Below are 15,812 nucleotides of genomic sequence, written 5' to 3'. Positions count from 1 at the left end.
ACATTCTTATTGTTTAGAGTAATACAGTGCACTTCTTTACTTAAGTTAGTATCAATTAATGTTGTGTCAATTACTGCAATCCTGTTATGAAAACTCTCATTGGCATTTTCGTTTTATGTAGTTCACTTAATCTGAATTGCCGGGTGGAGATTACGGGGCGTTTGGTGGGACACAACGGAAAGCCAATGCAGCTGGCCCACGTGAGCACGCCTGATAGGACGGGAAGCCTTACCGTTGTTGCTGTGGCGGATGACAATGGTGTATTTCGTTTTACAACAGATAAACTCGGAAGACTCAGTATTGTCTTTTCCGGTACAAATCACCAGCCGCTCACAGCCAACCTGTTTATATCGGAATCTATCCATTCACCTCTTCCTATAGACGTTTCATTGGCAGCCAATGTGCGCCCGGAAACTATTGATTCAGTACTGATTATTGGTGATTTTAATCGGTTTAAGTTTGAAACCGGTACAAAGATGCAGCGTGGTTCGGATGGTAAGTATTTTGTTAATCTTGATACTCGCGACGACACTCTCAAATACCAGATACTTCTGTTTCATCCTGGTGTTGACCAGACAGAGCAGCACAGTATTAACGGCTCGATGTCAAACTCCTACGAATACGACCTTGGCGGCGACTACCGCTCAGTGCTGTATTCGCCGGGCCACACCGTGCGTGTAGTGTTCGATCCTGCATCGATGCCGGAATCCTCACCTCAGCCTTCCATCAATATTCATAACGAATGGGAACAGGCATACGTTCAGTACCGGGAGCGTAATGCTGACCGCTTTCGGTACATTTGGGATACACAACAAGCCATGGCAGCAAGCAATAGTGCCGAACAGATAATGGCAAGGGTTACTGACTCGGTACGACGTGAGATCCTCCATGAATTTTCGAACGAATCGGACAAGGACCTTCGCAGAATTCTACTAATGAGTTATCTCCAGATTCCCTGGTATACTTCGATTGACGAACGTAGCAAGAAATTGGCAGAAGAAATCCTTTCATCCGTTGCGCCTGACTCGTATCTGTGGTCCGATGCCTCAGTCATGCTGCAAACCGCATTCACCACCGGAGATATTACCCGATACGAGGATTACATCATGGCTGCTCACAAGGCAGAAAAGGACACCAACACGGTTCCGTGGGCACTGCTCCAGGTACTTGATCTTGCAACCGCAGTGAATCCAAACGCCGATATCATGCCGATACTCTCTCTCCTAAAGCGTAGATTCCCTGGGTCAAGTGCCATTGATATGGCCAATAAGCAGTACGACCCCGGTCGTGCAATCATGGTTGGAAAAACCGTACCCGATTTCAGCTTTGCTTCGCTCGAAGACTCGACCAAGTTCTTCTCAAGGGAAAGTTTTAAAGGCAAATACCTGCTAATTGACCTATGGGCAACCTGGTGCGGACCCTGCAGAGGCGAGATGCCGTTTTTGCATGCTGCATTCGATAAGTTTCATGATCATAACATTGACTTTCTGAGCATCTCACTTGATGGTAAGCCCGAAGATATTGCAAAGTACAGAAACGGCAAATGGAAGATGCCGTGGCATCATGTTTTCAGTAATGGCGTGTTCAAGAGCAAAGCGGCCGAAATATTTCAGACGCCATACATCCCGTTTACAATCCTTATTGCGCCTGATTCTAAGATTATTGCCATCAGCAACAAGCTACGAGGGGAATCACTTGAAAAAACCCTTAGCGAAACTCTTCACTAATATTCGGTTAAACCGCTATACCGGAGTACATTCAGTAAGCAAACTGTTTTTGTAATCAGCCGCAGGGGACCAGGAGGACTTCTCTTTTAAAGACCTCTTCCATAAGCCCCTTTCTGCGCTCCGCACTCCATACTTCGATATCTGATTTTTCGGAGCATTCAAGACTAAGCTCAATAGTCGAAACGGTAACAACGGCCCTAACATTCCTTACTATCGCCAGTTGTCTCCGATCTAATCCCTCGGCAATACGAAGTATTGAAGCCAATATCCTCACGATACGTTTCGAGGAGGCAGGCAGTCTGTTATAGTTTGGGTGCTTCTTTTTTGGATGGCTTTTGCGATGGTACCGAGCGATAGCAGCAATAAGATCGGCCTCATCATTGGTGAAGCCCGAAAGATCGCTGTTTGCAATAATATATTCGCTGTGCTTATGATGCTGTTCTGCCGAGATATGGTATCCCACATCATGAAGCAGCGAAGCGGCCTCCAGCAGCTCCCGCTCTCTGTCGGTAAGGTTGTGTACATTTTGCAGCGCATCAAAGATCTGCAGTGCTAAGATTTTAACGTGCTCGGCGTGGTCAAGGCGTACCTGGTACAGTTCACACAAATGCATGATGCTTTGGTAGCGCAGACTCGACAAGTGATGATATTGCTGAATATCATGCATTTTCTGTGCTGTGTCAAAGGCCAGCCCTTCGCACAGAGCAAACCGGGAAACAACAAGATCTGCAATATTCAATCCTACGAATGCCTGTTCCAGTATTAACGCTCCTGCAAGAATAACATCTGCACGCTTAGGGTCAAGTCCCGGCAACAACGCCACGGTTGAATCAGCGCTTGCAGAAATAACATTGTTTATGGTGGTCATCATGTCATCCCTTGAAACTCTCACGCCGTTTAACGACTCCGGCACGTGTTTCCCCTGCCGGGCCAGAGTCATCCCAACCAATGCCTTTATTGTCCCGCTTGTACCAACCACTTCGTTAAACCCGGCACGCATAAGATCCTGGAATGTTGGCGTCCATTCATTGCGTACAGCATTCCTGCATGCCTCGATTGTTTCAGGCGTTGCGATGCCGTCGGGAAAAAACCGTTTCGTCAGACGAATGTGCCCGAGTTTTACAGAGTGAACGGCAACAACATCGCCCTGACTTCCAATCACTGTTTCGGTGCTTCCGCCTCCAATATCAATAACTAACGTCTGCCTGGAGATCACGGGAAGCGAGTGCAACACACCAACGTAAATTAGCCGCCCCTCTTCAACCCCGCTCACAACTTCAACATCAATACCGGATGTTTTTAGCACTCTGTCCAAAAACACATCACGGTTATTTGCTTCGCGCACAGCACTCGTTGCTACGGCCTTAATCAGTGCCTTGTGTGATCCGGCTTCGACGGCAAAGCGCTGGAGAGCAGCCACACCCCGGTCCATCGCTTCAGCAGACAACTGTTTCATATCGGTTGCCGATGACCCCAACCTCACAACCTCCTTGTTACGCTCAAGAACGTGCAAGGTAGAGTGTGTGTTCACGGCAGCAATTACCATGTGGATTGAGTTTGTTCCAACATCTATCGCAGCAATCGTCTTGCTTCCGCTGTTCCGGGTGCCTGAAATCACTGCCGAAAATACTGTGATCAACTAAATTCGAGCAACTTTTTTTATGTGTATATGCAACGGTATGCGATTATTGTCATGGCTGTAGTGGTTGGGTCAATACTTATTTCAAAAGTTGTACTCGGATTTCTGCGACGCATTACAGGCAGAGGTCCGCAGTGACCGTTTCAACACCCACAACACAACGGTATACATTTCTGGATGTTCTCAGAGCACTGGCAATTCTGTGGATGATTCAGGTTCATATCACCAATGTGATTGCCGAACCCACTCTTCGGCATGGCTTCTGGGGCAATCTCCTCTTCCTGTCCAACGGTTTTGTTGCTCCAACATTCATCCTTTGTGCAGGTATTGGCTTGGCTATTGCGCTTTCGCGGAAAGGGGCTTTGTTTTTGCGTTCGGATCGGAGTTTATGGATATACCTGCGCCGCCTTTCGTTTATCCTATTTCTTGCATACCTGCTGCATATTCCCGCGTATTCACTTACTGCCTTCAAGTATGTGCAGCTTGAGCGGTTTATCACATGGATAAAGTTCGATGTCCTTCACACGATCGTACTTGGATCAGTGCTGGTACTTGGACTCTTCTTCATACTCCGCACCGTAAACCGTGTTGCCGTAGCAGCAGCAGTTATCACGGTGCTGATTTTCACGTTTACTGCACTGATATGGAAGTTTACGAACACTCTGAATCCGTTAAGTTTACCGTCTCTGGCATTCTCAAAATCATCAATATCAACCTTCCCTCTCATTCCGTGGGTTGGATACCTGTGTGCCGGTTTTGCAGGTGGTACGTTATTCTTTTCGGCAAGTAACAAGACCTTGCTTGCCAACTGGTTTATCGTTGCCGGAGTGGTAGTCCCGCCTGTTGTTTTTACGATAAAGAGCCTGCCATTTAGTACTCCATGGGATACGTTCTGGTGGAATTCAAGTCCGGGTGTTCATGCATTCCGGTTAAGCTGCATCTTATGCATGTTTGGGTTACTGTACAGAGCCAACAACGTGCTTGGCGGAAGTCGGACAGGAGTAATTCTGCAGCAGATTGGCAACGAATCACTCTTTATTTACGTAGCTCATCTGCTCGTTGTTTACAGCACTGTAACTCCGAATATCATACGCTCGCTGAATCTTGCCAACAGCAGCTTCCCAACGATTCTTGCGGCATGGGTGGCACTTACAATTCCCATGGTTGGATTGTCTCTGTTATGGCATCATTACAAGGTTCGATTCCCCAAATACGTCACCGGCACTATCGCAGGCTTTATGCTTTTAGTTTTTGCTGTTTTTTTAATTCGATAAGCTTCATAGGAAATTCACCCATGTCGGCACGACTACTATTACGCACAAATTTGACGTTGACTCCCTTTGCCAGGCATGTGTTAAGGATATTGGTTGTACTTTTCATGCTTGCTCCAAGTGTTTTATCTGCACATTCGGAGTGTTTCATGGCGGCTGCCATCAGTGTTGACTCAGCCGATAAAGCTATTGGTACACGAAAGGCCGAGGCAGCTCTGAATCTTGCACTGTCACTTGCAGGATACAAGTATTGTGATCTTTTTGCCCGCGACTCGATACTCAAGGGTAGCAGTCAACTGTCAGTTCGTGAAGCAGCATCCCGTGTCGGCTGCACATATTCAGTTTTTTTAAGGGTACGCCGTATAGAACACCTGGTTCGTGCCGACATGCAGGTTGTTTCTGCAGCAGATACCGGTTTTATTCGCAGCGGTGTTGGGTATGCAGCGATTGCGTACACCAGGGGCGACAATACGGTGGTTGCCGATCCCGCTGTACTTCTTGCAGTACAGCGTGCAGCACTGAGCGCTCTGCCGACAGAACCTCGGTACGATACGCTGGACGTAGGGTTGCGTGCAAGGAAGGCATCTGTACTGTCATTTGGCGGTATTACGTTCAAAGCCGATTCTTCATACCCGGAGTGGGCTGTATTCAGTGAGCAGCTTCTTGCCTCATACGATGTAACACAGGCAATGGTTGCAGCCGCTCAAGCCAACGATACGATCACCGTACTGGATATCGATACACATGACACACTGTTTGCCCGCGCCGGGTTCTATCTTGTGGAGAATAACCGGCATGCATCGAAAAGTGAGCTGAATATCCTGTATGGTGTTGGCGTGGACTATGTTGTTCTTGGTTCTGTTGAACGGACGTTGAAGGGGGCTGAGCTAACGCTGCGTCTGGCAAGAATAGAAAGTAACGGTACCTATTCTGTTATTCGCACTACAACGGGCGTTGTAGATTCTGATACCAAGGAAGCCCTTCGTACAACGGCTGAGACGGTCCTGCTTGAACTACTTAAACCGGCTTAGTACAGACCGCCTTATCTAACAACCGGCACCGGCAGCGTAAATACTCCGCCACGGTTGGACTGAATGTGCACAATGTACATCCCTGACGGCAACGAGTGAAGTGGTATTGCAAGGTTGGAAAGCCCCTTACCAACCTGGATATCCGGAATTGTAATTACGCGGTTAGACTGCATATCAATTACACTCACGGAAAGGTGTTCTGAATACGGTGCGTCTATTTGTATGTTTACACGATCTCCGACCGGCACTGGCGGTTGCACTGTTATCGTGGTGGGGTTTGCAAGCATAACGTAATTGCGAGGTCCGCATACATCCACGATTAAAACACCCGGACGATGCCGAACCTCAACTTGTTGGGCTGACCATACGCTATCATCCGCAAACGTAAATATGGTGCTGTCTGGCAACGCAGGCATGGCAGTTCCTTCTATCACGACTACCGAGCCTCCATTTCCAAATTCAGGTCCATCCTTGCGCATCTGCACAATGAGTTGGCCGTTATTGTATGAATGTTCAACCTGAGCATCAGGAATGGTTCCCTGATACACCGTGTCAACCAGGAGGTGAAGAGCCGAAAACGAAACACGAAACGCCATTGAGTCAGGTATCGCATCCTTCATTGAGCCCTCCAGATATACCGGCACTGCAATTCGGCTTCCGGCCGGCACGGTATAGTCGTTCACCACCAGCCGAACAGTATGTGAAGGCAGTATCCCTTTTTGAACCGCTTCACCATTCAAGGCCACATCAGTGATGGTGGTGCATCGTTCTGCCTGAGTAATCCGGAGCGTTGTATTAAATATCCCCTCGGTCAACGGGGCGAACACCACACGGATAATTACTGTGTCGGCAGGCTGCACTATGCTGTCTGTAACCGGTGTTTCAATACTCCAACTACTTTGCTGACCAACTACGTGAACATCAATAATTTTACGAGGTTGCCGAGTAGGATTTATCACCCTGACAGTTTGTGTTGTACTTGTTCCAACAGCAACCGAAATATTGATTTCAGCAGGTTCGGCAACCAAGGCACCGTCAGCAAGCAGAGCCAACACCTCAACTGTATCCAATTGCCTACATGTTTCGTCTGTCAGCACCAAACGGTACTGGTTATTACCAATTTGCAGCTGGCTGGTCAGGCATCGAACTGTAAGAAACTCACTGGCAAAAGGCGGGACATCAATGCGGGACGCCGGAATATCGAGCCATGTCGGCAAACCTGATGTATTTACGTTAACGGTGACGGCAACAGAATCATTATTACGAACTTCAATCTGACTAACCTGTACAGAATCACAGACACGAAGGTCACCAAAGTTAATGGCAGAGGGTGTACCTACCCAGTCAGACCAAGTTGCGGAACCTGAAAGCTGTACATCAAATCTGTCGGAACCATCGGCTGTTTCAAGCTCCAGTACAGCCACAGCGTTGCGTGAATTTGCTGGCCTGTACTGCACAACTACCCACTGCTCCTGATTTGCTGACACTGTAAATGGAACGGTTGGCATTACAAGGTTGAAAGCATTACCAGTCTGATTAATAGTAGGTGCCTTCATTGCAACCTGTCCCGACAAGCCGGATATCTTAATGCTATCAGTTTGAATTCTCAGGTCACATTCTGAACGGAACAGAATTTCCGTTGTTGAAACCGTAACACGATTGCTTATACTCCGAACATCAACCGGTATTGTAATCGTTCCCCTGCATATTCCATCAACGTCAACGAGCAATTTGCCGCTGTACCTGCGCACCACATCGGGCGTAAACTGAATTTCAACTTTTATACTATCACCACCGGCAAGGTCCAACGGCGTTAAGGCATTAACCACCAAATCAGAATCCGGAGGGATCAGCTGCACCGATGTTACTCGCACGGTTTGGGAGCCGTGGTTTACAACGGTGGCTGACCGGACAAGGGTCTTCCCTACTTCAATGCTCCCCGTTATGCTTTCTGTTACCGACGCAATGTTCAACTCGACGACGGTAGCACGAACAACAACAAAACACACTGAATCGCACGGACGTATCTTAATGGCAATTGTATCCAGGTACGAGCCTGCCGAGTCAGCACTCCACCGAAACGGAACGTTACGATGATCGTTGCGGGGTATAGATACCGAACCGCTGCCCAGGCCCATGAAGCGTGGTTGCAATCCGCTAAGTGTGTATGATAGTGCCGTCGGCCCCGTATTTGTAATTGTAAAAGCCGTGTCTTTCCACGTGCCCGTACATACCGTCCCCAGATCAATCATCTGTGGCGTTACACTTGCTTCAACCCGCATTGACTGCACACTAATCGTCACCTGCCTGGGTGTTTTCACACCTCGTGCCGTAGTAAGATCATCGTTATTCAGTTGAAGTACCACCTGATGAATATTCGACGTAGGTGTGACCACGATGGCAAGAGTATCTGTCTTGCCAACATCAATCTTCCATGGCGGATTTGTACCCGCCCTTTTCATACCAAGGATCGTGAATGCCTCTGTACCTAGTCCCAGCAGCTGTGCCGAAAAAACTGTAAGCGGTGCATTACCCGAGTTTGAAACTGGCAGATATAGTGTATCGGAGGCAGCACAGCCCGTATTGGCGGTCAGCACAGTATCAGAATCAATAATACCCGACTCTCCGTACACTCGAACAGTAATTGTTGTATCTCGGAGGCAGGGCTGCATCTGGACTAAAAACTTTGTTGCCACCCATCCGGTATCCCTCAGAGTCCCGGAAATTATCGTTTGCGCCGTAGGGGGTCCGACATTGATTTTAACCGGATAGGTGCCGGTAAGTGAAAGATCCGAACTGCCACTATCTCTGGCAATACCCCGAATCTCTTCGAGTGGCGGAGCCGTAGCAAACCATTCCAGCACCCTGTTAACAGGTTTTCCTACCGGATGCCGGAACTCGATCAGCGTGTCAGCCGGAACCGCATTAAACATCCGTTGCCTGCCCCGCAGCTGAACAACCAGCGTAGTGTCGGGATTCTGAATTCTAATGATCATGTCGGCGGAGTTAAGACCCGGTACCGTGGCTTTATACTCCACAATAACCATTGTTGGTTTGCAGGAGGGCAGCGGTGTTGGAACAACATTGGCAACCCTGTACATGTAGCTATGTGTACCAACCAGCTCGATCGTCCAATCGCTCGGAAAAAAGTTTTCGTTTGTAACCCATACTGTATCACGGAGTACAGAGTCCGGACACGCATCCAGGAACCATACAACAGAATCGGAAAGAGTACGCCGTGGAGGTGCTAGGCGATAGATACCCTGACCAACTACCCATCCCGTTGAATCATTTAAAAAGAGAATATCATCCATGTGTTTAGTAGGCAGACCACAGTTACGAAGAGCCCATAACGTTCCGCCATTCAGCGTCTGCCACACGTTGCCTGCATAGCCTGCTGCCCAGGCATGTTGAGCTGAAAGCAGGTACACGCCAAACATATCGGAGCCTGTATTGAACTCGTACCAGTTAGAGCCACCATCGTGGGTCCACCGCATACCGCCGGTTGTATAGTCACTTCCGCAGTTATTTCCGGCGCACGAAACCATAATGGTATTACCCAGCTTAGATATTTCCTCGTGCCATGGCGAGGTGGTGCCGGTGTACGAATCCGGCGACCACGTACTGCCGCTATTAGTTGACTTCCACAGAGTTCCGTTACCAACCGCGTACACGGTGCCCGCCGGCATATCGCCTTGCCACAGCGGATCGCTCATATTGGAACGTTTGACCGTAGTATCCCTAAACCGCTCCCATGACGTTCCGCCATCGGTTGTATGGTAAAAATTATTAACACCGCACGAGCCGCCTGTTGCCCATCCTTCATATTCATCCTTGAACCATCCTCCCCACACCATACTGTCAGGATATCCCAGGTTCAGTTCAAACCATGATGCTCCGCCATCTGTGCTTTTATACACCCCGCAAGGTCCAGTGCAGTATCCAACCTGAGTGTTAAGAAATTGTATGTACTCAAGGTGACAGAAGCCTGACTGCACCACTCTGCTGCCCATCCAGGTTTGTCCGCCATTGGTCGTGCGCACAACATAGCCGCTGTCCTGGCTGCATGCCCAGCCATATTGTGGCTGTGAAGGGAGGAAATAGATATCCAAATAATAGCCCGAATCGTACGGTGCTGAAAGCTGTACCTGCTCCCACCGTTGAGCGAAAAGCATGGAGGCAGAGATTGAAACCAGGAATGATATCGTTAAAAGCGCTCGCAATTACCCAACATAACTGTTTCCGGGCAAAGGTGTTACACTCATCGGAGAAAAATCTTCTACCGTTGAATCGTTTGCTCTCTGCCGGGACCGGTACTTACCCATGTAATGGGAACGCCCATAAGATCTTCGATGGCAGCAACATAATTCTGTGCGTTGGCGGGGAGTTCCGAAAAACTGGTGGCACTTCCGATATCCTGTTTCCACCCAGGGAAGGTTGTATAGTGGCATTCCACCCGGTCGAGCACCTCTGCGGAAGCAGGGAAGAATCGTTGCTGCTTACCGTCAACCGAGTAACCGGTGCAAATTTGAATTTCATCAAGCACGCCCAGCACGTCAAGTTTGGTGAGGGCAATTTCAGTAACACCGTTCACCATAAAACTGTACCGGAGGGCCGGTATATCAAGCCACCCGCACCGGCGCAACCGGCCTGTGGTGGCACCAAACTCATGGCCTTCCGTTCGTAGCAGCTCTCCTGTTTCATCCAGAAGTTCTGTTGGGAAGGGGCCATTGCCTACGCGGGTTGAATAAGCTTTTACAACGCCCACAACCGAGCCGATTTTTGTTGGAGGAATGCCCAGGCCTGTGCAGGCTCCGCCGCTGGTTGGGTTTGAGCTGGTTACAAACGGGTAGGTCCCGTGATCCAGGTCTAACAAAGCCCCTTGCGCTCCCTCGGCCAGTACTGTTTTGCCGCTGGCAATTGCCTGATTCAACAGGTGCGTGGTATCGGTAATAAACGGATCAATTCGAGAATCAAAATTCACGTACTCATCAACGATAGCATCAATATCCAGAGGCTCTGCATCGTACATTGCCTGGAGCATTCGGTTTTTTTCCCGGATGTTAACCCGCAGTTTGTCACGTAATGTATCGCGGTTTAGTAAATCAACGATCCGGATACCAATACGCAATGCCTTATCGAAGTATGCCGGACCAATACCGCGTCCGGTGGTGCCGATACTCCCGGCCCCCTTTTCCCGCATTGCGTCGAGCGCCTTGTGGTAGGGCATAATCAGGTGTGCCTTATGCGAGATATGCAAACGCCCGTTTACATCCACTCCCATGTCCTCCAGCATTCTGATTTCCTGCATCAGGGCTACCGGGTCAACAACGGTTCCGTTACCAATAACACAGTGGACACCCGGGTGGAGGATTCCACTGGGGATAAGGTGCAACACAACCTTGGTATCGCCCGACACGATGGTATGCCCGGCATTTGCGCCGCCCTGGTACCGGGCTACGATATTCACATTATGTGACAGTAAGTCTACAATCTTACCCTTGCCTTCATCACCCCACTGGGTGCCAACAACGATCTGAACATTCATGGCGGCGCAGACTTAGATTGTACAAACAAAATAGTAAACAGTTTTAAGAGCAAGTTGACGACTGTGCAGTTACCGGCAGCCGAACAACACTTAAAGCAGACAACCTCCGTACCGGAGATTAGCCCTTTGCGCCTGCAGCATGTGCTGCTCCAACTTCTTTACGCAGAACACGGTCTGTGTACCACAGCACAAACGACGAAGCGATATAAATCGACGAGTATGTACCGATAACGATACCAACGAACATTGTGAAGGCAAATCCTTCCAAAACATCGCCACCAAAAAAGATAAGCACAAGCAAGGCAGCCAGCACCGAAACACCAGTAATGATCGTTCGGCTCAGAGTTTCGTTAATGCTAAGGTTAATCAGGTCACTCAGGTTCATACCCTTATGCTTTTCGCGGTTTTCACGAATCCGGTCAAACACAACAACTTTGTCGTTAATAGAATAGCCAAGAATGGTAAGATATGCGGCTACCGAGTTGATGCTGAGTTCAAGGTTCAGAAGGCCGAGTTTGTTAAACAGTACCGAAATAACAAATGCGAGCACTACGTCATGCAGCAAGGCTACAATTGACCCGAGGCCATACACAAACTCAAACCTGAAGGCAATGTAGATAAGCATAATGATTACCGCCACCACCAGAGCCAGGATGGAATCAATGGCAAGCTCCGTAGAGACAGTCTTAGCTACGTTATCTGCACCTAACAGTTCAACATTCTCGGTTGGAAACGATTGCCGGAGGTTGTTTACAACCTTTTGCGAAACCTCCGAAGGATTTCCAACAGCACCAACGCGAATTAGGTATTCGCCCTTTGATCCAAAACTTTTCAGCTGGGCCCCGGGGTATCCCAGGTCAGAAATAACCTGGCGTATTTGTTCTGTTTCAACCTGTCCCTTGTTAAAGCGCACTGTCAGCTGGGTACCACCGGTAAAATCAATTCCGTAGTCAAGACCAACAATAAAACAAGCGATAATTCCAACCACGGCAACTATGGTTGACACCATAAAGAGACGACCGGCGGAAGAAACAAAGTCAAAATTGGTTTTCTTAATAAGATCCATGGTGTTTCCTTGTTCTAATTTTTCTTACGCTTGTTTCTTCTGGCCAAGGTTAATTGTAGTAGCACCGCTGGCAATGATCAGTTCAAACATTGCACGCGTCATCACCACAGCCGTAAACAGCGTCATGATTACACCAATAATGAGCGTAACAGCAAATCCCTTTACAGGTCCTGTACCAAGGAACAGCAGCACAACACCGGAGAGCATGTTGGTGATGTTCGAGTCAAAAATGGCTGACCATGCTTTTTCGTATCCCTGCTGGACTGCCGACCTCAGGTTTCTGCCGGCGGCAAACTCCTCTCGCATCCGTTCGAACACCAGAATGTTGGCGTCCACGGCCATCGCCGTAGAGAGAATAATACCCGCAATACCCGGAAGTGACAGTGTCCCGTTAAAGCCGATTAGCGCGGCCACAACAAGAAGAACGTTTACCAAAAGGGCAATATCTGCCAGTGCACCGCCAATGGCATAGTACAGAAGCATAAATACAATAACCAGGGCAAACGAGATAACCGATGAGGTGATGCCACGCCGGATTGAATCTTCACCCAGCGAGGGCCCAACCACACGTTCTTCGATAATCTTCACCGGTGCTTTCAGAGCTCCGGCTTTAAGTACAACGGCAAGTAATGTTGCTTCCTCGATGTTTCCTGAACCGGTGATCTGCGATGATCCATTTGGAATTTTGCCCAGAACGTTTGGTGCCGAATACACCCTGCCGTCAAGTACAATAGCAATTCGTTTCCCAACGTTCGCCCCGGTGATCTGAGCCCAGCGTTCGGCGCCGTTAGCGTCCATCTGCATCATAACCATCGGAGAGTTGTTCGTAGGGTCAAAGCTTGGATATGCTTCGGTGATAGCGTCACCGGTTAGCTCGGGTTCGGCAGCAACTGCGTACACATAATAAAACTTTTCGGATTCGGGAAGGTCTTTCGGACCCTCGGCAGTAGCGCCTACCAAAATCTTTAAGTCCACAGGCATTGCCTTCTTTACTTCCGGACGGTCAAGGAGTGCCAGCAGCTTTGGAACTTCGCGGGCACCAACATAGAAGTTATAAATCCCTGTCTTTGGGAAGCCATCAAGTTTTGCACCTGCAATTCCAAACTGCTGTGGCTGTGAACGCTCGTCAGCGGCATACGAACCGCTGATCATCCAGGTAAAGGGGTAGTCTGCCCGTACACGTCGTGCCCGTTCTTCTTCGGATAAACCGGCGTACGGATCTGCTGTGTCGGCATTACGTTTACCAGCCGAGTCAACCTTGGCACTGTCTGCCGTACTGTCGGCCTGAGCCAAGTTCTTGGCTGAGTCAGCAGCAGCGCCGGATGCGGTGTCGGCAACCGGCTCTTCGATCGACATACCTTTCAGGATTTTATCAATATTCAGAGCGGTTTCAATCAAACGGGGACCATTCAGCACCCGGGTAAATTCCAAACGTGCAGTGGTTTGCAGCAGCTTTCGAATTTCACCCTCGTCCTTAACGTCGGGAAGCTCAATCTGAATCCGGCGTGACCCAATCTTCTGAATCGAGACCTCGGATACTTCGAACTTGTTAATCCGTTGCTTGATAACCTGCAGTGCCTGGTCAATAGCATCAGAAACGTCCTTCTGAAGCTTCGTTACAACAGCTTCCTCGGTTACATCCAACTGATTGCTAACCGTGAAATACTCCAGGAGCGACCGCTTGGGATCCTTTCGGAAAATGTCCAGAAAGGTCTGAAGCACATCCTTGTCAGTATTGTCAGTGGCTTTGCGGGTTTGCTCCACAATGGCCAGGAACTGGTCATCCACGGCTTCCGGCAAGGCCGACTCTTCGATCAGCTTCAGTACGTCTACCTCCAGGGTAACATACATACCGCCACGAAGGTCCAGACCTAACTTTAACCGTCCGGCCTTAGCAGCGTCAAACGCTTTTTCGTTATTACGATCCCACTCGTCAAGCGCGGCACTGTCTGACTTCAGCGCAGAACGTTCATTATCGAGCTGGTAATACTCGTATGTGGGATAAAACAAATAGGCTGCTGCCACCAATGGCAGAACCAGAATCAACCAACGACTTAATACTTTCTGTTTCAATTATGCCTCCTGGACTGAACAGGAACCGACTCTCCAAAACTTTCGGAGAGTCGGGACAAGGACGGCAAATATACAGAGTCAGAGACTGTAGTTTTGCTATTATGCTTCAGCAATTTTTAATTGACTATCAAAAATACCCGATTCCACGGGTCAGGCATCACGTAAATCCACAGTCATATCTGGCTGCTGCAGACCAGCAAAAACTACCGTCGCTGTATCCGCCCGTAATAACGCAAGCCAAGTGGGAGCAATGGTTTACAGATATTCATCAGCCGCTGGTACTGGATATTGGTTCCGGCCGCGGGGGCTTTTTGCTGAACCATGCGTGGCACTTTCCTGAAAAGAATGTTTTAGGTGTCGAAATCCGAAATATTTTGGTGGAATGGACGATGCGGGTGATTTCAGGTGAGCAGTTTACCAATGCTCACGTTTTGTGGTACAGTGCTGCAAACGGATTTTCATGGATTCCCAACTCATCGGTTGAATATGCTACATATTTATTTGCCGATCCGTGGCCCAAAAAACGACATCATAAGCGGCGCGCATTTTCAAGCCCCTTTCTCACTGACCTACAGCGGGTTCTGGTACCACACGGAAAGTTGTACCTTGCTACCGATCGTGCCGATGTTGCCGAACAGCAAGCAGCAATGCTCGAAGAACACCAGGGGTTCCACCTTGCGGAGTTACACCCTGACGATTGGCCGTTCAGCTTTGAAACCGATCAGCAGAATTTCTGCCGACGCAAGAATATCCCGTACAGGCTGTTCTGCGCAACGGCAAATGCAAACAATGATTAGGATTGTACTCGCATGACGTCTTCTGCCAGCTCAGTTCCGGTTTTAGCCGATGTTCTGCTCCTTGCCTACAGCAAGGGATTCTTCCCAATGGCTAACGAAGATACCGGTGCCATAGAATGGCATCGCCCGGATCCCAGAGGAATCATCCCGTTGCAGTCGGTGCGTTTTGCACGTTCCCTACTGAAGACTGTTAAAAAACAAGTTTATAACGTCACGATAAACACGGCGTTTAGTGAAGTAATTGCCGGATGTGCTAACCGGAATGAAACATGGATTTCGCAGGAGATCATTGACGCATATACCCAGCTTCATTCGATGGGTTACGCATACAGTTTTGAGGCATGGAATGAAGGACGCCTGGCAGGGGGCTTGTACGGCGTAGCTATCGGACGTGCTTTTTTTGGCGAAAGTATGTTCTCGGTTCAGCGTGATGCGTCGAAAGTAGCGTTCTACCACCTGGTGCACTATCTGCGTGAGCATGGGTTTATGCTGCTTGATACCCAGTATGTAAATGACTTTACGCTGTCGTTGGGTGCCATTGAGATTCCAGATTCTGTTTATCAGCGTATTTTGCAAACAAGTCTGAAACCATCGTCAGACTCAGCCGATGAGGGCTGTACGTACTGTTGAGTTTTCGGAGGACTGTCCTGCACACTTCAC

11 protein-coding genes are annotated in these 15,812 nt (G+C 48.9%); 5 read left to right on the top strand and 6 right to left on the bottom strand.

The window, feature by feature from the left end:
• Positions 1–86: 86 nt before the first annotated feature.
• Entirely contained in the window at positions 87–1,727 is a 1,641-nt protein-coding gene (locus HRU79_06945) for a redoxin domain-containing protein (GenBank protein ID QOJ26402.1), read from the top strand.
• A gap of 55 nt (positions 1,728–1,782) precedes the next feature.
• On the opposite strand, the gene HRU79_06940 is transcribed toward HRU79_06945, so the two are convergent.
• Positions 1,783–3,345 (bottom strand): Ppx/GppA family phosphatase, encoded by a 1,563-nt coding sequence (locus tag HRU79_06940; GenBank protein ID QOJ26401.1) that lies wholly within the window; start codon positions 3,343–3,345, stop codon positions 1,783–1,785.
• A gap of 155 nt (positions 3,346–3,500) precedes the next feature.
• Here HRU79_06940 and HRU79_06935 point away from each other — a divergent pair, with 155 nt between their 5' ends.
• Positions 3,501–4,640 (top strand): DUF1624 domain-containing protein, encoded by a 1,140-nt coding sequence (locus HRU79_06935; protein ID QOJ26400.1) that lies wholly within the window; start codon positions 3,501–3,503, stop codon positions 4,638–4,640.
• Here the strand turns inward: HRU79_06935 and HRU79_06930 are convergent.
• The gene (locus HRU79_06930; GenBank protein ID QOJ26399.1) at positions 4,603–4,788 is read right to left on the bottom strand and encodes a hypothetical protein; all 186 of its coding nucleotides are present in this window, start codon (positions 4,786–4,788) and stop codon (positions 4,603–4,605) included. The two genes, HRU79_06935 and HRU79_06930, sit on opposite strands and share 38 nt — an antisense overlap.
• Between HRU79_06930 and HRU79_06925 the strand changes: the two genes are divergently transcribed.
• Entirely contained in the window at positions 4,787–5,668 is an 882-nt protein-coding gene (locus tag HRU79_06925; GenBank protein ID QOJ26398.1) for a hypothetical protein, read from the top strand. The two genes, HRU79_06930 and HRU79_06925, sit on opposite strands and share 2 nt — an antisense overlap.
• Positions 5,669–5,679: 11 nt before the next feature.
• On the opposite strand, the gene HRU79_06920 is transcribed toward HRU79_06925, so the two are convergent.
• The 4 genes from HRU79_06920 to secD all read right to left on the bottom strand — a co-directional run bounded on the left by HRU79_06920 (position 5,680) and on the right by secD (position 14,355).
• Positions 5,680–9,891, bottom strand: a complete 4,212-nt coding sequence (locus HRU79_06920) for a T9SS type A sorting domain-containing protein (protein QOJ26397.1) — start codon at positions 9,889–9,891, stop codon at positions 5,680–5,682.
• A gap of 56 nt (positions 9,892–9,947) precedes the next feature.
• Positions 9,948–11,216, bottom strand: a complete 1,269-nt coding sequence (locus tag HRU79_06915; protein ID QOJ26396.1) for an adenylosuccinate synthase — start codon at positions 11,214–11,216, stop codon at positions 9,948–9,950.
• A gap of 118 nt (positions 11,217–11,334) precedes the next feature.
• Positions 11,335–12,282, bottom strand: coding sequence for a protein translocase subunit SecF (secF, locus tag HRU79_06910; GenBank protein ID QOJ26395.1), 948 nt, complete (start codon positions 12,280–12,282; stop codon positions 11,335–11,337).
• Between the two features lie 24 nt (positions 12,283–12,306).
• On the bottom strand, positions 12,307–14,355 hold the full coding sequence (gene secD / locus HRU79_06905; GenBank protein QOJ26394.1) for a protein translocase subunit SecD: 2,049 nt from the start codon (positions 14,353–14,355) through the stop codon (positions 12,307–12,309).
• 101 nt (positions 14,356–14,456) lie between these two features.
• Here secD and trmB point away from each other — a divergent pair, with 101 nt between their 5' ends.
• Both trmB and HRU79_06895 read left to right on the top strand, forming a co-directional pair.
• On the top strand, positions 14,457–15,152 hold the full coding sequence (gene trmB, locus HRU79_06900; GenBank protein QOJ26393.1) for a tRNA (guanosine(46)-N7)-methyltransferase TrmB: 696 nt from the start codon (positions 14,457–14,459) through the stop codon (positions 15,150–15,152).
• 12 nt (positions 15,153–15,164) lie between these two features.
• Positions 15,165–15,782, top strand: coding sequence for a leucyl/phenylalanyl-tRNA--protein transferase (locus HRU79_06895; GenBank protein ID QOJ26392.1), 618 nt, complete (start codon positions 15,165–15,167; stop codon positions 15,780–15,782).
• The last annotated feature ends 30 nt before the right edge of the window (positions 15,783–15,812 follow it).

The organism is Ignavibacteria bacterium (genome assembly GCA_015709655.1).
In the GTDB taxonomy this organism is placed as follows: Bacteria; Bacteroidota; Ignavibacteria; order Kapaibacteriales; family Kapaibacteriaceae; genus OLB6.
This window is presented reverse-complemented; position numbering and strand designations above follow the sequence as displayed.

Coding starts and splice junctions, on each gene's coding strand:
- HRU79_06945 (QOJ26402.1), top strand. CDS start 87: ATGAAAACTCTCATTGGCATTTTCGTTTTATGTAGTTCACTTAATCTG.
- trmB (QOJ26393.1), top strand. CDS start 14,457: ATGCTTCAGCAATTTTTAATTGACTATCAAAAATACCCGATTCCACGG.
- HRU79_06895 (QOJ26392.1), top strand. CDS start 15,165: ATGACGTCTTCTGCCAGCTCAGTTCCGGTTTTAGCCGATGTTCTGCTC.
- HRU79_06930 (QOJ26399.1), bottom strand. CDS start 4,788: ATGAAACACTCCGAATGTGCAGATAAAACACTTGGAGCAAGCATGAAA.
- HRU79_06925 (QOJ26398.1), top strand. CDS start 4,787: ATGGCGGCTGCCATCAGTGTTGACTCAGCCGATAAAGCTATTGGTACA.
- HRU79_06915 (QOJ26396.1), bottom strand. CDS start 11,216: ATGAATGTTCAGATCGTTGTTGGCACCCAGTGGGGTGATGAAGGCAAG.
- secF (QOJ26395.1), bottom strand. CDS start 12,282: ATGGATCTTATTAAGAAAACCAATTTTGACTTTGTTTCTTCCGCCGGT.